Raw genomic sequence first — 17,742 nt, forward strand, 5'->3', positions numbered from 1 at the left:
TCGGGTCCCCTGCGAGGAATGCCGGTGGTTCAGAATCCGATGGTTTCGCGGAGCAGCAGGACGGTGCCGCGCCCGGGGTGGGGTTCCGCGTTGAGGATGAGAAGGCGGTTGAGGGCACTGGGCTGTCCGTAGACCTTCATGGCGCGCTCGTTTTCCAGCGGAAGGCAGTGGTCTTCGACGCGCCGCAGCGCGGTGCTCAGGTCGGACACCACCTTCTGCGCCCCGGCGATCCAGATCACGCGGGCCGCGGAGCCCGAGTAGCCGGCCAGCTGGCTTCCGCCGGCCGAGGCGGCCACAAGGGATCCGGTCTCGGTGACCGCGGCGACGCTGCCCACGATGACGTCGGGGCAGGCGATCATCCGCCAGATCTCGGTCAATTGGGTGGCGCGGTCCATTGTCCTGCTGCGTTCCTTGACGGACTCGTATCGCCCGCTGCTGTTGATGTCCTCATCGATGCCGGACAGGCGGAGGGTCTCGCTGGCCCCGGTGAACACGCTGGCGCCCTCGGGTATCAGCTCTTTGACGCGAGTACGCGCGGCGGCGGCGTCGTCGAGGATTTCCACGGTGAAACCGTGTGCGGTCAGCGCCGTGGCCGCCCGCTCCAGGCGCTGCGCGAGCGCCGGGTCGGCGAACGGTGTCGCCGGAATTGAGGTAGTCATGATCTCTCTGAGCTTCCTGTGCGCTGGATGATGTGTTCGTCTCAGCAGTCCGACAACGCGGCCCCCCGGAATGTGAGGCGACGCACCGGCCTCACATTCCGGTGCGCTGTGTTGTCGAACTGGTGAGGGCAGATGCGACCAAGGGAGCCGTCGGCACCATGACCACCCGATCCCGGCCAGGACACGGCCGGCCCGATCCCGGCCAGGACACGATCACGAGCGAGCGGCGCCAGCTGATCAATATCGCCTACCGGCTCCTGGGCTCCCTGGCCGAGGCCGAGGACGCCGTTCAAGAGGCCTACGCCCGCTGGTACACCATGTCCCCGCAGCAGCAGGAGGCCATCGAGTCCCCCGGCGCCTGGCTGACGACGGTCGCCGGCCGTATCTGCCTCAATGTGCTCTCCTCGGCGCGGGCCCGGCGAGAGACCTACGTAGGCGAATGGATCCCCGAGCCGCTACCCGAACGTACGGAGCGGAGCACCGGGCGGCCTGCCGGCACCACCGTCGACCCGGCCGACCGGGTCACCCTGGATGAGTCGGTCAACCTGGCCTTCCTGGTGGTGCTCGAATCGATGACCCCGGCCGAGCGCGTCGCGTTCATCCTGCACGACGTCTTCTGCCACTCCTTCGCCGAAGTGGCCGAGATCGTCGGCCGCACGCCGGCGGCCTGCCGCCAGCTGGCCTCCTCGGCCCGCCGCCGTATCCGGGCCTCGCAGCCTTCCGCGACCCCGGCGGCCCAGCGTGCCGGCATCGTCAGGGACTTCAAGCAGGCATGGGAGGCCAAGGACATCAACGCCCTGATCGGCCTGCTCGACCCCGACGCCACGGCGATCGCCGACGGCGGCGGCCTCGCCACCACTTTCCTGCGCCCCATCGAAGGCGGCGAGCAGATCGCGCGCGCCTGGGTCGAGCTCGCCGACCGGAGGCCCGGCAACATGACGTTCCTGGAGCGTACGGTCAACGGTCAGCCCGGTCTGGTGGCTCAGCGGGACGGCGTCACCGTGACGGTGTTCGCGTTCGAGGTCGCGGGCGACCGGATCAAGCACATCTGGGTAGTGCGCAACCCCGAGAAACTGCGTCGCTGGACGACGGATTGAGGCGCGTCTCCCCACCGGGAGCGGCGCTCGGGTCGGCGCGACGTGCCCCAACCTGGTGCCCGGCGACCTGCGGCGACGTGTCTGCACACGGCGCACGGCTCGTGGTGGTCATCTGCGACAGACCGTGAAGCGACCACGGTGCCGACCTGTTCAGGGGCCGAAAGCTCTGAGGGTCACGTCGACAAGTGAGTCGGCGTATGTGGCGGTCAGCGGACCGCTGCGGTGCAGCCACCGCTGGAAGAGGGGGGCGTAGAGCACCTCGAGGACCAGGTCGAGGTCGGCGTCGGCGTCGAGCTGGCCGACTTCCTGGGCGCTGCGCAGACGTGCTTTCTTCGCCTCTTCCAGCGGCTGGGCCAGCTTCTCGCGGTACTGGGCCGCCAGCTCGGCATCGTTGGAGATCTCGGTGTTGAGGGCCCGGATCAGCCGGTCGAAGGACGGGTCGGCGAACTCCTCCGCCGTGGCGCGCATGACAAGCTTGAGGTCCGCCTCAAGGTCTCCCGTGTCCGGCAGCGCGACCGACTGCCCGTCCGCATCCTCACTCAGAGCCAGAAAGGCAGCGAAGACGACCGCGCTCTTCGACGGCCACCGCCGGTAGATCGTCTGCTTGCCGACGCCGGCACGGGCAGCGATGGCTTCGACGGTGACCTTCTCGTACGCCTCCTCGGCGACCAGGGCGCGGGTGGCCGCGAGGATCGCCTGCCGGGACCGTTCCTTGCGCCGGGAGTGGTCCGGCCCCTTCTCGTTGGACATGCGTTCAGCCTATCCATGAAACTAAACGAGACGATCCGTATTGATGGATTGAGAGCAACACTCTAAACTCAAAACGAACCGAGACGAACCGTTTTATTTACTGAGAGTGAGGTGCCGTGACGAATGCAAGAGTCTGGCTCATCACCGGCGCATCCCGCGGCCTGGGCAGGGCTTTCACCGAGGCCGTCTTGGCGGCCGGTGACCGCGTCGTGGCTGCCGCCCGCAACGTCGGGCCCCTGGAGGAACTGACCGAGAAGTACCCCGGCCGGCTTGTCCCGCTTCCGTTGGATGTCACCGACCGTCAGGGCGTGTTCGACGGGGTGGAGCGGGCGGCAGCCGCGTTCGGCAGGCTGGACGTTGTCGTCAACAACGCCGGCGCGATGCTCTACGGGATGGTGGAGGAAGCCACGGAAGAGCAGATCCGGGCGCATTTGGATGTGAACTTCTTCGGCGCTGTGTGGGTGGCCCAGGCGGTCCTTCCTTACTTGCGCGCCCAGGGCGGGGGACGGCTCCTCCAGGTCACCTCGATGGGCAGCGGCGGTGGCATGGCCACCGTCGGCTTCTACGGCGCAGGCAAGGCCGCGCTGGACTCGGTCAGCGAGGCACTGGCGATGGAGGTCGAGGGGTTCGGCGTCAAGGTCACCATCGTGCAGATGGGCGGCTACGACACCGGCCTGTTCACCACCGGCACCACGACCACCGAACCCCTGGCGCGGTACCAGCCCCTGCGCACCGAGATGGAGGCGATGTGGGGCGACGCCGTCACCCCGGGACCGGGCACCGCCGCTCCGGTCATCATGGAGCTGGCCTCACTGCCGGACCCGCCCCGACGGCTGATCGTCGGCAGCCGGTCCTTCGATCACGTCTTGGAGATGGACCAGGCCCAAGCGGATCTGTACCGGTCCTGGGAGCACCTCAGCCGCCTCGCCCCGGGCTGACCGGGTCCGCGCCACGACGTTCTCATGCCCGTACCCGCCCCGCCGCGCAGTCGCGGGGCGGGTACGGGCATGTGCCGGGAAGCACGCCGTACCGGCAGGGACCGCCGGAGTCGACCGCAGGGCAGCCCGTCCCGCACGGCACGCTGGCACGGAAAACGTCACAATTGAAGTTGCATGTCCGGATCTGAGTGGTTTATGGCTAGATGAAGGCGGCACACAACAACGAGGTCGCGGCACTATAGATCACAAACAGACTGCGCCTCGCGGAACCCCCAAGAACAGGGAGCGCAAAAGTCGAAAATTCGCACTAGCAACAGGACATATGCCATGACTTTCACCGACTCATCCCTGCCGCCGGTCCTGCCGGAAGATGCCGCGGCCCTCGTGGCCGCGGTGGCAGGTTCGGTCCTGCTGCCGGGCGACGCGGGATACGACGACGAACGCGCCGTCTTCAACCTGAATCACGACCTGGCGCCCGCGGCGATCGTGGTGGCGGAAAGCGCGGCCGATGTCCAGGCCACCGTCGCTTTCGCGGCGGAGCAGCACCGGCCGATCCTGGTGAAGACCACCGGCCACCAGATGATCGGCCCGGCGCACGGCTCCGTCGTGATCGCGACCCGTCGGATGAATGACGTGGCCATCGACGCAGTCAGCCGCACGGCCCGGGTCGGCGCCGGAGCGATATGGTCCGAGGTCATCACGGAGGCGGCCAAGGCCGGGCTGGCTCCGCTGAACGGATCGAATCCCACGGTGGGAGTCTCCGGTTACACCCTGGGCGGCGGCCTCAGCCCGACCCTCGGCCGCTCCCACGGCTACGCCGCCGACCATGCGCGCTCGCTCGAGGTGGTGACCGCCGACGGCGAACTGCGGCATGCCGACGCGGAATCCGAACCCGAACTGTTCTGGGCGCTGCGCGGCGGCAAGGGCAACTTCGGAGTCGTCACCGCGCTGGAATTCGCCTTGTTCCCGGTGCCCCGCCTCTACGGCGGCGGCATCTACTTCCCCAGTGAGCGGATGGCCGACGTGCTGCGAGCCTGGACCGCCTGGTACTCGGGCACACCGGAGACCATGGTCTCCTCGTTCGCGGCGATGCGACTGCCACCGCTGCCCGAACTGCCCGAACCGCTACGCGGGGCGTTCGTGGTGTCTCTGCGGTTCGCTTACAACGGCACGGCCGCGGACGGCGAACGGATGATCGCGCCGCTGCGGGCGGTGGCTCCGGCAGTCCTGGACACCGTGCGGGACATGCCGTACACCGAGGTCGCATCGATCCACAACGAGCCGACCGAATCGCTGCCCTACTACGAACGGGGCATCATGCTGCGGGAGTTCCCCGCGGAGGCACAGGACAAGCTGGTCGAACTCGTCGGCCCGGACTCCGACACCACCCTGTGGATCGCCGAACTGCGCGCCCTGGGCGGGGCCTGGGACCGGGAGCCCGCGGTACCCAACGCCGTGGCGACCAGGGGCCTGCCGTACAGCCTGTTGGGCGTCGAGGTCGGCCCGCTGGCGCAGGAACAGCGGCTCAAGAAGTCGGTCGCCGCGCTGCTCGACGGCATGAAACCATGGCAGGGCGACCGGCGACTGGTGAACAACCTCGCCCCGGAAGAGGCGACCGACGCCGCCGCGATCTACGGCCCGGAACGCTACGAGCGCCTGATGGCCGTCAAGAGGACCTACGACCCGGCCAACATGTTCCGGATCAACCACAACGTGGTACCGGCCGCCTGATCAGACGAATGATGGCCAGAGCCTCGGCGAAAGGTCTTCCAGAGCGAACCTGTGACCAGCGTGTTCACCAGCGGACCGCGCCTGGGCGGGCAGGCGCGCGGCCAGGCGGAATGGTGACGTGGATACCATCGGCCCACAGGTATAAGAAATAAGCTCTGGGTTCCCGAAGCTGCCACAAAGTGACAGGTAACTCAGCTCAAGGCTCCAGCAGGCGGCGGGGACCCGGCCCGTGTTCGGCGAGAGTGTCCCCGGGGTTGACCAGAGCACACTCCTCGAACGACAGACAGCCGCAGCCGATGCACTCGGTGAACCGGTCGCGCATCCGCTCCATCTTCTCGATACGAGCGTTGATCTCCTCGCTCCAGCACACCGACGCCTTGAACCAGAACTCCCGGGTGGGCGAAACGCCCTCCGGCAGAAAGCCCAGCACTCCCCCGATCACCGACAGCGGCATGCCGACGCTCTGCGAGGCACAGATGAACGCCACCCGGCGTAGCGTGCTGCGGTGATAGCGGCGCTGATTACCGGTCGTACGGCGGCTGGCGATGAGTCCTTGCCTCTCATAGAAGCGCAGCGCGGAGGTCGGCACACCGCTGCGCTCGGACAGCTCGCCGATGGTCAGTTCCTTGGCGATCATCGCGGATTCCGGCACGGGACAACCCTAGCTTGACGTGAACCTTGGTTTAAGTACGAGGCTGTTCACACGGCGCGACAAGCACCCAAACCCCTGCCACCAGTGGAGGCTCCACCATGCCTGAAAAGCCGATCCGGCTCGCCGTCATCGTCGGCAGCGTCCGAGAGGGCCGGTTCGGCCCGACCATCGCACGCTGGTTCGCCGACCAGGCCCGCCCGCACGAGGACCTGAACCTCGACATCATCGACCTGGCCGAGATCCGGCTCCCCATGGTGCTGCCGGCTTTCGGGACCGAGCCGACGCCGGAGGCGGCACGAGCCCTGAAGTCGCTGACCCCGCGGCTGGCCGCGGCCGACGCGTTCGTCATCGTGACACCGGAGTACAACCACAGCTTTCCGGCGCCCCTGAAGAACGTTATCGACTGGCACGGCCCGCAGTGGCACGTCAAACCAGTCGGCTTCGTCTCCTACGGCGGCATCTCCGGCGGACTGCGAGCAGTCGAGCACCTGCGTCTGGTCTTCGCCGAACTACACGCGGTCGGCATCCGCGACACCGTCAGCTTCCACAACGCCTGGAACCAGTTCGACGACAACGGAGCCCCGACCAGTCCTGAAGGCTGCAACAGCGCCGCCAAGACCATGCTCGACCAGCTCACCTGGTGGGCCCGAACGCTACGCGAGGGCAAGACCGCCCGCCCCTACGCCGCCTGAGCCCGACGCACGAACCGTTGAAACCCGTCCATCAAGGAGACCGCGATGACCGAAACGGTACCCCAGTGGATCAGGCGCAATGCCCATCCCCTCACCACCCTCGACCCCCAAGCCCCGCTCACCGATCTGGCGCCCCTGCGCGAGACGACGCGCGATGCCACGGTCGTCGCCCTTGGCGCATCGGCCCGCCAGACATACGAGCTGTCGGCCATCGCCCACCGAATGCTGAGGTTCCTGGTCGAGGAACTGGGGTTTCGCTCGATCGCCCTGGAGGGCGACGACGCGGGACGCCTCAAACTCGACGAATACGTACGCACCGGACAGGGCGACCCGCGAGCGTTGCTGGCCGGGGCCCGGTCCTTCTGGCAGACCGAGGAGATCCTTGAGGTCATCCGGTGGATGCGCGCCCACAACGAACGTCACCCAGCCGACCCGGTCCGCTTCGCCGGCGTCCCCGACCGTCCCCAGCAGGTCGCGCCACGCCTCGACGCCCTACAGGGAATGGTCGGGGACGTCATCGAACGACGCCTGGCCGAGGACACGATCCGGTGGCACGAACACACCGGCGACAAGATCGTCTACTGGGGTGGCATGGCCCACACGGCCAACGGCGCCACTCGGACCCTCTCCCCGCCGTCTCCGCCACTCACGCACCGCAACGCGGGCAGTCATCTGCGCGAACATTTCGGGCCCGGTTACCTGTCCCTCGGGCTGACCTTTCACCATGGTTCCCTCCCCTCTCGTGTCCCCGCCCCGCCCGCGGACTTCGCCGAGGCACCCCTGGGCGCCGCCGGCTTGGACGCCTTCTTCCTGGATCTGCGCGCCGAGGGCCCCGACGTGGTCCAGGCCTGGCTCGACGCGCCGACCAGGACGCGACTGATAGGTCCCGTCTACGACCCTGACAACGACGCAGCCCATCACCTGTCCGGCGACTCGCTCTCCGCCTGGTTCGACGTCATCGCCCACTGCCGGCAGGTAACACCCGTCCACCTCATCACCCGCTGATCCGAGGAACGACCGCCGGATATCAGAACCGTCCGAATGCTCGGTGATGGTGGATCTCACAGTTTCGCCCCATAACCGGCGGCTTGCTCGCCGCTGCGGGTGTTCGTCGGCACCGAAGGGCCGCGGATCACCCAGCAGGCCTACAGCAGGCCTCCTACGCCGAGCGGCTCAAGACGTGGGCCGGCGGGGAGAAGCTGTCAGCGGCGGCCCACTGACCGCTTGGCCTCCTGAGGGGTCGGCCCGGACGCCCCTCGGTGTCCGGTCCGCGGTCAGCCACAGGCCGGTGAACACGGCGCAGGCCAGCGTCACGGCACCCGCCGCGAGGAAAGCGCTGTTGAGGCCGGACTCGAAGGAGGCGCCGCCGGACTCCCGCGTGTGGACGATCGCCCCGAGCACCGCCACACCGAGCACCGCGCCGATCTGCCGGGTGGTGCTGCTGACGCCCGAGGCGAGGCCGCCCTCCCGCGGGCTGACCGCCTGGATGGCGGCCCCGGTCAGCGGCGACATGGTGAGCGCGAACCCGATGCCGACGACCGCCAGCCGCCACCACACGTTCCCGTAGCCGGTATCGGCGTGGACGAAGCCCAGCGCCAGCAGCCCCAGCCCGGCCAGCGCCAGACCGACGCCGGCGACGACGCGGAAGCCGTACCTGGCCGCGAACCGGCCCGCGTACGGGCTGACGATCACCATGGCCAGCGAGACCGGCAGGGTCCGCAGCCCGGCCACCAGGATCGAAGTGCCCTGAACGTAGACGAAGAACTGGGAGAAGAAGAACGACGACCCCATCAGCGCGAACCCGACCACGACCATCGCCGTGTTGGACGCCGTGAACAGCCGCTGACGAAACAGCCGCAGCGGCAGCATCGGCGTCGACACACGACCCTCGACCACGACGAACACGGCCAGGAGCACCAGCCCGGCGGCGAAGCCGCCCAGGATCACCGGCGAGGTCCAGCCGCGGGAACCGCCCTCGATCAGGCCGTAGGTCACCGCGCCCACGCCCGCGGCGGACAGGACCGTGCCGGGGACGTCGATCGGCGGCGCGCTCGGGTTGCGAGACTCCCCCAGCACGCGCAGCCCGGCCAGCAGCAGGACCGCCCCGACGGGCACGTTGACCAGGAAGATGGCGGGCCAGCCGAAAGCCTCCACCAAGATCCCGCCCGCCAGCGGTCCGGCGGCCAGGCCGATGCCGCTGAACCCGGCCCACAACCCGATCGCTCTGACGCGCTCCCCCGGGGCGGGATACGCGGCGACGAGCAGCGCCAGCGAGGCGGGGCTCAGCGCCGCGGCCCCAACGCCCTGCAGCACCCGCCCGGCGATCAGCCAACCGATCGAGGGCGCGAGCGAACACACCACCGACGCGGCCGTGAACACCGCCACCCCGGCCAGGAACACCCGCCTGCGGCCGAACCGGTCGGCGAAAACGCCGCCCGACAGCAGCAGCATGGCCACCAGCAGCACATAAGCGTCGACGATCCACTGCAGGCCGGTCAGCCCGATATGGAGCCGCTGCTGCATATCGGGCAGGGCCGCACCGACGACCGTGTTGTCGAGCAGCACCATGAACTGACCTGCACAGGTCAGAGTGAGCAACCCTTTCACGCACATCCCTCCTAAAACAGTTGATTACTGGTCTCACGCTTTGAACGCGGTCAACGACCAGGTGATGGGGATCGGACAGGTGGTGGTGCCAGGCACGCCGCGTGACTCCCTGTGCATCCCGGACTGTCTGATCAACCTCGACGCCGGGCCGAAACCCGAGGTGGTCATGACCGACCAGGCGTCCGATTCGGACATGGTGTTCGGGATCTTCTCCATGCCCGGCTACCGGTTCGCGCCCCGCTTCGCCGACCTGGGCGACCAGCGGTTCTGGCGCACCGACCTGCCCGACGGCACACCCCTGGCAGCTACGGGCCGCCGGAAGCGATCGCCCGCAACAAGATCAACCGGAAGAAGATCCACACGCGGTGGTGGACATGACCCGGGTCGCCGGGTCGCCGGGTCGCTGGTCACCAACCAGGTCCGTGTCTACGACCTGCTGCGCATGTTCGCCCGCAACGGACACCCCACCCCGCTCGGTCAGGCGTTCGCCGAGTACGGCCGGATCGACAAGACCCTCCACCCGCTGAGCATCCTCGACCCGATAGACAACACCTACCGCCGCAAACTCAACAAGCGGCTCACCGTCCAGGAACCGAGGCACCGTCTCGCCCGCAAGATCTGCCACGGCTGCGACCAGATGTGGCAGGCCTACCGCGAGAGAGCCGACGAGGCGGAAGATGGGCGATCGCCTCGTCGGCCAGTTCCACCGAGCTCACTTCACCGGCACACAATGCGGCTGCGAGGTCTTCGGCCGCCTGAAAATTCCATTCCACAAATGTGAATCTAACGGCCTGCCGCAGACGCTCGTCCCCACACAGGTCGCCGCATCCGCCGGAAAGCCGAAACGGCCACCTTCATTGGCCGAAGTCACGCACCCGTTTCTGCCATCCAAAATGGCCAGCCCCAGGTCAGCATGGTCGGCACCGGATCGACTCCACTGGCAAGGACATGAAATGCCACTTCGCGCAACGAGATAGATGTCTCAATTCTCATCATGTTTCCTCCGTCCACCGACTATTCGCTCGACCGCTGGCCATAACGCGCGGAGATTGTCCAGTAAACGGGGTGACTCATTTTAAATTCGTTCTATCGAGGTGGCTGGAGTCAGGCGGCCTTTTCTGTCTGGTCCGCGCCCCGCCGCGGCCCGTTTCTGCCGCATTCCGGAACCGCCGCGTATCGCAGTGGATGCGAATTGGCGACTGCTTGCGCCCCTTTGAATCGCCTGGTGGGAAAGGGTGTCGTGAGCTGGAGTTATCACGAGAGATACGTGCGGCTGGTGAGGTTATCAGGCTCTGAGCTGCAGCGGAGGCTCACATGCCGAAATGGTCCTCTGACCTGGAATGACGATCGGCGCTTCGCGTCAGATGCGAAAATTTCGCGTCAGATGCGATTGACGGAGAGTCGTCAGAGGAGGCCTCCATGGGCGTGGACGGGCTTGCCCCAGGAACTGCGGGGCTGCATCTGGTCGGTGGAGTTGCGCTGCTTCGGCCTGAGGAGCAGGTGTTCGAGGCGATGCTGGACGGTTGGCGCAACCAGCAGTTGGCCAGGAACCTGGCGCTGTCCACGATCGAGAAGAGGGAAGGGCGTCTGAGGGCCTTCGGCGAGCACGCCGAGGCGTTCCCCTGGCAGTGGACGCCGCAGCACGCCGATGAGTGGTTCGGGGATCTGCGGGCGGTGCGGGGCTGCGCGCACTCGACGCTGCGGTCCTATCAGGATGCGCTGCGCTTGTTCTGCCGATACGTGGTCGACCCGGCCTACGACTGGTCGGCGGTATGTGAGCAGCGATTCGGCGCCCATCCGATCCAGGTGGTGCACGAGTGGAACGCCGCGGCGCATGTCCAGGAGATTGAGGCCCGGCCCGAGAAGCGGGCCTTCACCATTGATGAGCTGCAGGACTTCTTCGACTACGCAGACGATCAGGTGACCACGGCGCGAGAGCGGGGGCGCAAAGGGTGGTTGCCGGCCTTCCGGGACGCCACCCTGTTCAAGATCGCCTACAGCTACGGCCTGCGACGCAACGAGACCCGGATGCTGGATGTCTGCGACCTTGGCCGCAACCCGCACGGCCCCGAGTTCGGCGACTATGGCCTGCTCCACGTCCGCTATGGCAAGGCCAAGAAGGGCTCACCGCCCAAACGGCGCAGCGTGGTGACGGTCTGGACCTGGACCGCCGAGATCCTGGACGAGTGGGTCACCGAGTTTCGGCCGCTGCTGGCGGTCCCCGGCATGTCGGCGCTCTGGCCGTCCGAGCGCGGCGCCAGGATCGGGTTGCAGCGCATCAACTCCCGGTTCGCCGCCTACCGCGACGCCCTTGGCCTCGATGCGGGCCTGGACTTTCACGGGTTGAGAAGGTCCTACGTCACGCACCTCATCGAGGCGGGCCGTGACCCGATGTTCGTCCAGTTCCAATGCGGACACGAGCACGCCAGCACGACGTCCCTCTACACCTGCGTGTCTTCGGACTTCCGCACCCGCACCCTGCGCCGGGCCTTGGACGAGACCCTGGCCGCCGCCCTTGAACCGCCCCGGAGGACTCGATGAAACGCCAGGTCAGCTACCAGTGGCGGCTACGAGAGGTGATGGCCGCCCATGGCATGTTCACCATCAGCGACCTGGTCCCGCTCCTGGTCGAGCGCGGCATCAACCTGTCGGTCTCCCAAGTCCACCGCCTGGCCACCGGTGTTCCCGAACGCCTGTCTCTGCCGGTGCTCGCCGCGCTCTGCGACATCTTCACCTGCACCCCGGCCGAACTGATCGCCACCAAAGCCGAGAATGCGATCGTCCGCAAGACCGCGACCGACGACGGCCCGGTCAATCTCAACGCCCGGCGGCCCAAGCGCGCCCGCCTTCGTTCCGAAGAGTGAGCGGACCCGGCCTGACCTGCGATGCTTGCGGGAAAGAGGGGCGGAGATACCGACGCGGGCTCTGCGGCCATTGCGCGTTGGCCGAAGACTTGCGAGCTGTCCTGAACCGTGGAGACGGCAGCATTCGGGCCGAGCTGCTGCCCTTCTTCGACGGCTTTCGCGCGATGGGCAACCCGCGGGCGGGCATTCAGTGGATCCGTCATCCCCATGTTCATCAAATGCTCCGGACCCTGGCCGACCCGGCCACACCCCTCACGCACGAGACGCTCAACGTGATGTCGCCCTGGCGTTCGGGCCTACCTGCGCGACCTTCTGATGCTGCACGGCGTCCTTTCGCCCGCAGACCGGCACCTCATACTGTTCCAGCGGTGGCTGCGCGACACCCTCAACCAGATCACCGAACCCGATGGCCGGCAGCTGGTGGCCAGGTTCGCCACCTGGCACTGCCTCCATCGGCTCCGGCGGTTCGCCGAACACGGGCCGATCACCGAGAAGCAAACCCAGCAGGCCCGAGGCGAGATCCTGCAGGCCATCGCGTTCTTGACCTGGTTAGACCAGCATGGCCGCACCCTCGCCACCTGCGACCAGACCGACATCGACGGCTGGTATGCGGGCGCCTACACCGCCAGACGCCTCACCCACGCCTTCCTCAGGTGGGCCATGCGGACCAAGCTCCTGCCCCGGCTGGCACTCCCGCACCACCCCACCACCAACCCCGCGCCCATCAGCCAGCAGCAGCGCCTGGCCGCCCTGCGCCGTCTCCTCACCGACGACGAGATCCCTCTGCTCACCCGGACCGCCGCCGTCATGGTGCTGCTCTATGCCCAGCCTCTGACTCGGATCCTGCGTCTGACCATCGACGACGTTGTCCAACACGACGGCCACGTCAGCCTCCGCCTCGGCGACCCAGCCACACCCGTCCCGGAGCCCTTCGCCACCCTGCTACTGCGCCACCTCGACCAGCGCCTCAACCTGAGCACCGCGACCAATCAGAATTCCCGCTGGCTCTTCCCTGGCCGCCTCGGCGGCCAGCCCATGACCACCGACGCCATTGAACAACGACTGCGAACCCACCAGATCGCCACCCTCAACAGCCGGGCCGCCGCACTACGGCACCTGGTTCTTCAGGCACCGGCACCGGTCATCGCCCGGATGCTCGGCTACACCGACCAGCAGACCAGCCGCATCGCTACTGCCTCCGGCAGCCCATGGAGCCGCTATGCCCCAGGCGACGACCACTCCCCGTGACGACCTCGGGCTCAACCACAGCCGAATAGGCGACAGTTGATTACGCGAGGTCGCCAGAGTCCGCCCCCCACGAGAACCTGGACACCACCAACCCCCGGCGGACGGCTCGTCTTCCACGTCTTCGCCGCGCTCGCGGAGTTCATCCGCGAGTTGATCGTCATCGGTACCAAGGAGGGCCTCGCGGCCGCCCGCGCCCGCGGCCGGGTCGGCGGACGCCCCAGCGTCGCCACCGAGGAGATCGTTCGCGCCGCCCGCGACCTGCTGCCCGACCCGGGCCGCTCCATCACCTCGATCGCGAAACTACTGGGCGTCTCCCCGGGCACTCTGTACAACCACATCCCGGACCTGCGCGAGCTGCGCGCCGGCTCCGTTCCCCGTCAGCTCGAAGCGCCGACGGAGTCGGCCAGCTCCAGCAAGATCAATCTCAGCGGCACTTTCCGTACCTCAACTACTCACACTCGTGGAAGGCCGTGGTCGTCTCAAGTGCGGCCCGCCCAGTCGTGACCTGGTTCACCGGCGCGGCCTCGTCGGCATAGCCGAAGGAGATGCCGACGAGCAGCTTTCCCGTGGTGACGCCGAGTTCGCCGCGAATGGTGTCGGCGTAGAAGCTCAGCAGCCCCTGAGGGCAGCTGTCCACGCCGTACGCGGTCATCGCCAGCAGCAGCGTCTGCATGTAGGCGCCGACATCCGCGGCCAGCCGCGGCCCGCCGTCGCCGGTGACGAACAGGAACGCCACGTGCGGCGCCCCATAGAAGCGCAGACTCTCGGCGTCGTAGGCCGCCCGCGCCGCGTGGTTGTCAAGACCGATGCCCAGCGCGCCGTAGAGCTCGGCGCCGAACTCCGCTCGCCGGGCCTGGTGCACTTGCGAGTACATGTCCTCCGAATACGGGAAGTCGACCGAGACGCGCCGCTCGGCGTGGGCCCTGGGCAGGGCGTCCGCCAGCCGGTCACGCACCGCGCCGCTGGCCACCTCCACCTGCCACGGCTGGGCGTTGGAATTGGACGGCGCGGCGCCGGCCAGGGAGAAGATCGCGCGCACCGTCTCCTCGGGTACGGCTTGCGGCCGGAACGCGCGCGTGGCACGACGTCCACGGATCAGCCTTTCGGCCTGGCTGCTCAGCTCGAAGGTCTCCGCCCGGTTCATGGGACGCTCCTCAACAACGACTTAAGTAAACGGAAGCGTTTACCTCCTGCTGTGAAGCTACCACCACGCACGAAGTGAAGTAAACGCAGGCGTACACTTGGTCCATGCTGACGGCCACAACACCGCAACGGCAGGGGCGCGGCGGACGTGAGCGCATCCTGGCCGCCGCCGCCCGTTTGTTCGCGAACCAGGGGATCGGCGCGACCGGCATGGAGCAGATCGCGGACGAGGCTCCAGTGTCCAAACGCACGCTCTACGCGCACTTCCGGACCAAGAACGACCTGGTGATCGCCCACCTGCAAGACCTCATCTCATCGGGCAACACCCTGGAGAGCGTGCTGACCCGCGAGGACCTCTCCCCGTGGGAGCGGATCCTGCAGCTGTTCGACCTGCCCGTGGCGGACGCGGCCCCGGTGCGCGGGTGCCCGTTCATCGATGCCGCGGCGGAGTTCCCCGACCCCGGGAGCGTGGTCCACTCCTACGCCCGCGAGCAGAAACTGCGGATGGTGCAGCTGGTCACCGCGCTGCTGACGGAGCTTGGCTGCCGCGACCCCGCCGTACTCGCCGAGCAACTGGTCACCCTCGCGGACGGGGCGGCCAGCCGCGCCATGGTGCTGGGCGAGGCCGGCTACGGCCGGCACGCACGGGCCGCCGCGGAGATCCTCCTCGCACACAGCCTGGCGGAACGGGCTGACGGGGGCGGCGAGGCTCGATGATGTGCGCGTCGTGAACGAGCCGCCTCACCCATGAGGCCAGCGCCGGCGCAAGTGTGACGACGCTGGCCATGAGCCCGGCAGGCGGGTATGGCCGCCGGTCCGAAAGACAGAGCCAGCGGGCCGGCGGGCGCGGAGCCGGCCGAGGACGGACGGCCCGCCGGCGAAGCACCAGAGCGCGATCACCGGGTCGCAGATGGCGCAGCCGAAGGAGGAGTGCTCGGCGAAGGGCAGGATCGGGGCATCCTTAAGGTGGTGGATGACGTCCCACACGGCTGCAACCTGCTGCTGAGCATCGAGGGAAGCGGCACCATCGACTGGAACACCGGCCCGGACAGCCAGTTCGACTTCGCGATCAACACCGACCCGCTCAACGGCACCATCACCGTGTCCGCCACCATCACCTCGGGCCCGCTGACCGGTGACAGCGGCATCGCTGTTCCCGTCCTCGCCCAACCGACCAGCAGACCAGCCGCATCGCTACTGCCTCCGGCAGCCCGTGGAGCCGCTATACCCCAGGCGACGACCACTCCCCGTGACGACCTCGGGCTCAACCACAGCCGAATAGGCGACAGTTGATTACGCGAGGCCGCCAGAGTGGCACCCCTCGTAGGGGTGCCGTCAACGAGCGGCGAACCCGGTGACAGGTAACCCGCCGATAGCTTTCGGATCGAAGGCGCCCTGCTCGCTCGTCGGTGTCGTCGGACGCTTCGGCTTCGGCGAGGAGGCGGCAGCCGCCGGCAAGGGTCACGATCGTCATCTGACAAGGCCTGCCTGATTCCTCCGGTTTTACGCATGCCGATATGGGCATATGATGGCACCCATGGCACGAGCAGCGACGACGTCGGACATCTTCAACGCGATCGCCGAGCCGCAGCGCCGGGAGATCCTGATGCTGCTGCGGGCGGGTGAGCGGCCGGTGACCGAGTTGGCCCAGGAATTGGGGATGACCCAGCCGGGGGCGTCCAAACACCTGCGGGTGCTCCGGGAGGTCGGACTGGTGCGGGACCGCAAGGCAGGCAAGCAGCGCCTGTACGACCTTGACGCCCGCGGGCTGCGATCGGTCCACGAGTGGACCGGCGGGTTCGAGCGGTTCTGGAACGAGAGCTTCGACCGGCTGGACGCCTACGTGCAGGACCTCAAGCAGGCAAGACAGGAGGAATAGCTGATGAGCGAGATGGGACGAGGAGCGCCGGCGCAGTCCGCGACGGCCGACCGCGAGATCGTGATCTCCCGGGTCATCGACGCCCCACGGGAGCTGGTGTTCGAGGCGTTCACCGAGGTCCGGCACCTGTCGAGGTGGTGGGGACCGGAGGGGTTCACCACCACCACGCGGTCCTTCGAGTTCCGCGTCGGCGGAGAGTGGGACTTCGTGATGCACGGACCGGACGGGACGGACTACCAAGAGTGGATCACCTGGATCGAGCTCGCCCCGCCGGAACGGATCGCGATGCTGCACGGTGAGACCCGCGACGACCCGAACGCCTTCGAGTCGGTCCTGACGTTCGAGCCCGACGGCACGGCGACCCGGATCGAGATGCACACGGTGTTCCCCACCAAGGAGCAGCGCGACGAGGCGGTCGAGAAGTACCACGCGATCGAGGGTGGCCGGCAGACCCTGAGCAACCTGGCTGCCTACGTCACCGAGACCGTTCGGAAGGGAGCGGAGGACTGATGGCCGGAAAGGTGTTCTTCAGCGTGTCGATGTCGCTGGACGGGTTCATCGCGCCCGAGTCCCCCGAGGACTTGATGAAGCGGCAGTGGATGGAACTACAGCAGTGGATCTTCCCGCTGCGGTTCTTCCGGGAGAACCTGAAGCTCGGCGAGGGCGGTAAGGAAGGGCGCGACGACGACATCGTGCGGGAGACGTTCGAGCGCACCGGCGCGAATGTCATGGGCAAGCGCATGTTCGACGCCGGCGAGCAGATGTGGCCGCAGGAGGCGCCGTTCCACACGCCGGTCTTCGTCGTGACGCACGAGAAGCGTGACCCCTGGGAGCGGCCGGGCGGAACCACCTTCCACTTCGTCAACGACGGCATCAAGTCCGCCCTCGACCAGGCCCGCCAAGCCGCCGGCGACCGCGACGTCCGCATCGCGGGCGGCGGCGCGACGATCCTGGAGTACATGAACGCCGGCCTGATCGACGAATTCTCGATCGCGCTCTCACCCGTGCTGTTCGGCTCCGGAGTCCGCCTGTTCGAGGGCGTGGACGCGGGCCGCGTGGCCCTGGAGCCGGTCCGCGCGGAGCCCTCCCCAAGGGTGACGCACCTGACCTACACCGTCCGGGAGCGATAACTGTCCCGACCTCAGCGCTCTCCCACCGAGGCCGGCTGCCCGCGGACGGCCCGGCCCGCCCCGGCGGTGACGGATGGCGATACGTGCTCACCTATGAGGGAGCTGACCACGTGCGCCGACACGGTGTCCGACTGCCGTCCGCAGTGATCCCCGGCTACGACGAACTTCCCAGCAACGAGAACAGCGACGAAGCAGCGTTCGTGACTCGCCACGAGGCGGCGATCGAGCCGGCCAACCTGGTGCAGACCGGGCTGGTGATCGACGCCACCGAGAACGACGGCTGGTCACCGGAACAGGTCACCGCCAGGCCCTGACGAGGCCGCACGCTCCAGGCGTCCGGACGGGGAGAGCG

23 protein-coding genes are annotated in these 17,742 nt (G+C 67.8%); 16 read left to right on the forward strand and 7 right to left on the reverse strand.

Annotation, left to right across the window (positions count from 1 at the left end):
- Window positions 1-29: 29 nt before the first annotated feature.
- The gene (locus tag J2853_RS14270; protein WP_307558062.1) at window positions 30-659 is read right to left on the reverse strand and encodes an LUD domain-containing protein; all 630 of its coding nucleotides are present in this window, start codon (window positions 657-659) and stop codon (window positions 30-32) included.
- Between the two features lie 158 nt (window positions 660-817).
- On the opposite strand from J2853_RS14270, the gene sigJ reads away from it, so the two are divergent.
- Window positions 818-1,756, forward strand: coding sequence for an RNA polymerase sigma factor SigJ (sigJ, locus tag J2853_RS14275; RefSeq protein ID WP_307558064.1), 939 nt, complete (start codon window positions 818-820; stop codon window positions 1,754-1,756).
- A 150-nt stretch (window positions 1,757-1,906) separates the two neighbouring features.
- Here the strand turns inward: sigJ and J2853_RS14280 are convergent, their stop codons facing one another.
- Window positions 1,907-2,506, reverse strand: a complete 600-nt coding sequence (locus tag J2853_RS14280) for a TetR/AcrR family transcriptional regulator (protein ID WP_307558065.1) — start codon at window positions 2,504-2,506, stop codon at window positions 1,907-1,909.
- A 116-nt stretch (window positions 2,507-2,622) separates the two neighbouring features.
- Between J2853_RS14280 and J2853_RS14285 the strand changes: the two genes are divergently transcribed.
- Both J2853_RS14285 and J2853_RS14290 read left to right on the forward strand, forming a co-directional pair.
- Window positions 2,623-3,444 carry an SDR family NAD(P)-dependent oxidoreductase gene (locus J2853_RS14285; RefSeq protein WP_307558067.1) on the forward strand — a complete coding sequence of 274 codons (822 nt, stop codon included), beginning with the start codon at window positions 2,623-2,625 and terminating at the stop codon, window positions 3,442-3,444.
- 327 nt (window positions 3,445-3,771) lie between these two features.
- Window positions 3,772-5,175 carry an FAD-binding oxidoreductase gene (locus tag J2853_RS14290; RefSeq protein WP_307558069.1) on the forward strand — a complete coding sequence of 468 codons (1,404 nt, stop codon included), beginning with the start codon at window positions 3,772-3,774 and terminating at the stop codon, window positions 5,173-5,175.
- Window positions 5,176-5,371: 196 nt separating this feature from the next.
- Here J2853_RS14290 and soxR read toward each other — a convergent pair whose 3' ends face one another.
- Entirely contained in the window at window positions 5,372-5,812 is a 441-nt protein-coding gene (gene soxR / locus J2853_RS14295) for a redox-sensitive transcriptional activator SoxR (protein WP_307568686.1), read from the reverse strand.
- Between the two features lie 113 nt (window positions 5,813-5,925).
- Between soxR and J2853_RS14300 the strand changes: the two genes are divergently transcribed.
- Together J2853_RS14300 and J2853_RS14305 are read left to right on the forward strand one after the other, a co-directional pair.
- Window positions 5,926-6,519, forward strand: coding sequence for an NADPH-dependent FMN reductase (locus tag J2853_RS14300; RefSeq protein ID WP_307558071.1), 594 nt, complete (start codon window positions 5,926-5,928; stop codon window positions 6,517-6,519).
- Between the two features lie 45 nt (window positions 6,520-6,564).
- The gene (locus tag J2853_RS14305; protein WP_307558073.1) at window positions 6,565-7,524 is read left to right on the forward strand and encodes an erythromycin esterase family protein; all 960 of its coding nucleotides are present in this window, start codon (window positions 6,565-6,567) and stop codon (window positions 7,522-7,524) included.
- Between the two features lie 168 nt (window positions 7,525-7,692).
- Here J2853_RS14305 and J2853_RS14310 read toward each other — a convergent pair whose 3' ends face one another.
- Window positions 7,693-9,126 carry an MFS transporter gene (locus J2853_RS14310; RefSeq protein ID WP_307558076.1) on the reverse strand — a complete coding sequence of 478 codons (1,434 nt, stop codon included), beginning with the start codon at window positions 9,124-9,126 and terminating at the stop codon, window positions 7,693-7,695.
- Between the two features lie 40 nt (window positions 9,127-9,166).
- On the opposite strand from J2853_RS14310, the gene J2853_RS14315 reads away from it, so the two are divergent.
- Window positions 9,167-9,907 (forward strand): Tn3 family transposase, encoded by a 741-nt coding sequence (locus J2853_RS14315; RefSeq protein ID WP_307558078.1) that lies wholly within the window; start codon window positions 9,167-9,169, stop codon window positions 9,905-9,907.
- Between the two features lie 86 nt (window positions 9,908-9,993).
- Here J2853_RS14315 and J2853_RS14320 read toward each other — a convergent pair whose 3' ends face one another.
- Entirely contained in the window at window positions 9,994-10,122 is a 129-nt protein-coding gene (locus J2853_RS14320; protein WP_307558079.1) for a hypothetical protein, read from the reverse strand.
- Window positions 10,123-10,545: 423 nt separating this feature from the next.
- Between J2853_RS14320 and J2853_RS14325 the strand changes: the two genes are divergently transcribed.
- The 4 genes from J2853_RS14325 (at window position 10,546) to J2853_RS14340 (ending at window position 13,742) form a co-directional block, all read left to right on the forward strand.
- Entirely contained in the window at window positions 10,546-11,667 is a 1,122-nt protein-coding gene (locus J2853_RS14325; protein ID WP_307558080.1) for a tyrosine-type recombinase/integrase, read from the forward strand.
- Entirely contained in the window at window positions 11,664-11,990 is a 327-nt protein-coding gene (locus J2853_RS14330) for a helix-turn-helix domain-containing protein (protein WP_307558081.1), read from the forward strand. Before J2853_RS14325 ends, J2853_RS14330 begins: the two co-directional genes overlap by 4 nt.
- 315 nt (window positions 11,991-12,305) lie before the next feature.
- Window positions 12,306-13,238 (forward strand): site-specific integrase, encoded by a 933-nt coding sequence (locus tag J2853_RS14335; RefSeq protein ID WP_307558083.1) that lies wholly within the window; start codon window positions 12,306-12,308, stop codon window positions 13,236-13,238.
- A gap of 36 nt (window positions 13,239-13,274) precedes the next feature.
- A complete protein-coding gene (locus J2853_RS14340; RefSeq protein WP_307558085.1) occupies window positions 13,275-13,742 on the forward strand; it encodes a recombinase family protein in 468 nt (155 codons plus the stop codon).
- On the opposite strand, the gene J2853_RS14345 is transcribed toward J2853_RS14340, so the two are convergent.
- Window positions 13,687-14,382, reverse strand: a complete 696-nt coding sequence (locus J2853_RS14345; protein ID WP_307558086.1) for a nitroreductase — start codon at window positions 14,380-14,382, stop codon at window positions 13,687-13,689. The two genes, J2853_RS14340 and J2853_RS14345, sit on opposite strands and share 56 nt — an antisense overlap.
- A gap of 104 nt (window positions 14,383-14,486) precedes the next feature.
- Here J2853_RS14345 and J2853_RS14350 point away from each other — a divergent pair, with 104 nt between their 5' ends.
- The gene (locus tag J2853_RS14350) at window positions 14,487-15,098 is read left to right on the forward strand and encodes a TetR/AcrR family transcriptional regulator (protein WP_307558088.1); all 612 of its coding nucleotides are present in this window, start codon (window positions 14,487-14,489) and stop codon (window positions 15,096-15,098) included.
- Between the two features lie 24 nt (window positions 15,099-15,122).
- On the opposite strand, the gene J2853_RS14355 is transcribed toward J2853_RS14350, so the two are convergent.
- Window positions 15,123-15,368 carry a DUF6010 family protein gene (locus tag J2853_RS14355; RefSeq protein WP_307558090.1) on the reverse strand — a complete coding sequence of 82 codons (246 nt, stop codon included), beginning with the start codon at window positions 15,366-15,368 and terminating at the stop codon, window positions 15,123-15,125.
- On the opposite strand from J2853_RS14355, the gene J2853_RS14360 reads away from it, so the two are divergent.
- The 5 genes from J2853_RS14360 to J2853_RS14380 all read left to right on the forward strand — a co-directional run bounded on the left by J2853_RS14360 (window position 15,351) and on the right by J2853_RS14380 (window position 17,704).
- Window positions 15,351-15,674 (forward strand): hypothetical protein, encoded by a 324-nt coding sequence (locus tag J2853_RS14360; RefSeq protein WP_307558092.1) that lies wholly within the window; start codon window positions 15,351-15,353, stop codon window positions 15,672-15,674. The two genes, J2853_RS14355 and J2853_RS14360, sit on opposite strands and share 18 nt — an antisense overlap.
- A gap of 244 nt (window positions 15,675-15,918) precedes the next feature.
- Window positions 15,919-16,260: an ArsR/SmtB family transcription factor gene (locus J2853_RS14365; RefSeq protein WP_307558094.1), complete on the forward strand. Its 342-nt coding sequence runs from the start codon at window positions 15,919-15,921 to the stop codon at window positions 16,258-16,260.
- Window positions 16,261-16,263: 3 nt separating this feature from the next.
- A complete protein-coding gene (locus J2853_RS14370; RefSeq protein WP_307558096.1) occupies window positions 16,264-16,770 on the forward strand; it encodes an SRPBCC family protein in 507 nt (168 codons plus the stop codon).
- Entirely contained in the window at window positions 16,770-17,390 is a 621-nt protein-coding gene (locus tag J2853_RS14375; RefSeq protein ID WP_307558098.1) for a dihydrofolate reductase family protein, read from the forward strand. The genes J2853_RS14370 and J2853_RS14375 overlap by 1 nt, the downstream gene beginning before the upstream one ends.
- Window positions 17,391-17,500: 110 nt before the next feature.
- Complete coding sequence (locus J2853_RS14380) at window positions 17,501-17,704, forward strand: hypothetical protein (protein WP_307558100.1); 204 nt, start codon at window positions 17,501-17,503, stop codon at window positions 17,702-17,704.
- Window positions 17,705-17,742 lie beyond the last annotated feature (38 nt).

This window comes from Streptosporangium lutulentum (genome assembly GCF_030811455.1).
GTDB classification, from domain to species: domain Bacteria; phylum Actinomycetota; class Actinomycetes; order Streptosporangiales; family Streptosporangiaceae; genus Streptosporangium; species Streptosporangium lutulentum.

Coding starts and splice junctions, on each gene's coding strand:
- J2853_RS14270 (WP_307558062.1), bottom strand. CDS start 659: ATGACTACCTCAATTCCGGCGACACCGTTCGCCGACCCGGCGCTCGCG.
- sigJ (WP_307558064.1), top strand. CDS start 818: ATGACCACCCGATCCCGGCCAGGACACGGCCGGCCCGATCCCGGCCAG.
- J2853_RS14280 (WP_307558065.1), bottom strand. CDS start 2,506: ATGTCCAACGAGAAGGGGCCGGACCACTCCCGGCGCAAGGAACGGTCC.
- J2853_RS14290 (WP_307558069.1), top strand. CDS start 3,772: ATGACTTTCACCGACTCATCCCTGCCGCCGGTCCTGCCGGAAGATGCC.
- soxR (WP_307568686.1), bottom strand. CDS start 5,812: ATGATCGCCAAGGAACTGACCATCGGCGAGCTGTCCGAGCGCAGCGGT.
- J2853_RS14300 (WP_307558071.1), top strand. CDS start 5,926: ATGCCTGAAAAGCCGATCCGGCTCGCCGTCATCGTCGGCAGCGTCCGA.
- J2853_RS14305 (WP_307558073.1), top strand. CDS start 6,565: ATGACCGAAACGGTACCCCAGTGGATCAGGCGCAATGCCCATCCCCTC.
- J2853_RS14320 (WP_307558079.1), bottom strand. CDS start 10,122: ATGATGAGAATTGAGACATCTATCTCGTTGCGCGAAGTGGCATTTCAT.
- J2853_RS14325 (WP_307558080.1), top strand. CDS start 10,546: ATGGGCGTGGACGGGCTTGCCCCAGGAACTGCGGGGCTGCATCTGGTC.
- J2853_RS14330 (WP_307558081.1), top strand. CDS start 11,664: ATGAAACGCCAGGTCAGCTACCAGTGGCGGCTACGAGAGGTGATGGCC.
- J2853_RS14335 (WP_307558083.1), top strand. CDS start 12,306: ATGCTGCACGGCGTCCTTTCGCCCGCAGACCGGCACCTCATACTGTTC.
- J2853_RS14345 (WP_307558086.1), bottom strand. CDS start 14,382: ATGAACCGGGCGGAGACCTTCGAGCTGAGCAGCCAGGCCGAAAGGCTG.
- J2853_RS14350 (WP_307558088.1), top strand. CDS start 14,487: ATGCTGACGGCCACAACACCGCAACGGCAGGGGCGCGGCGGACGTGAG.
- J2853_RS14365 (WP_307558094.1), top strand. CDS start 15,919: ATGGCACGAGCAGCGACGACGTCGGACATCTTCAACGCGATCGCCGAG.
- J2853_RS14370 (WP_307558096.1), top strand. CDS start 16,264: ATGAGCGAGATGGGACGAGGAGCGCCGGCGCAGTCCGCGACGGCCGAC.
- J2853_RS14375 (WP_307558098.1), top strand. CDS start 16,770: ATGGCCGGAAAGGTGTTCTTCAGCGTGTCGATGTCGCTGGACGGGTTC.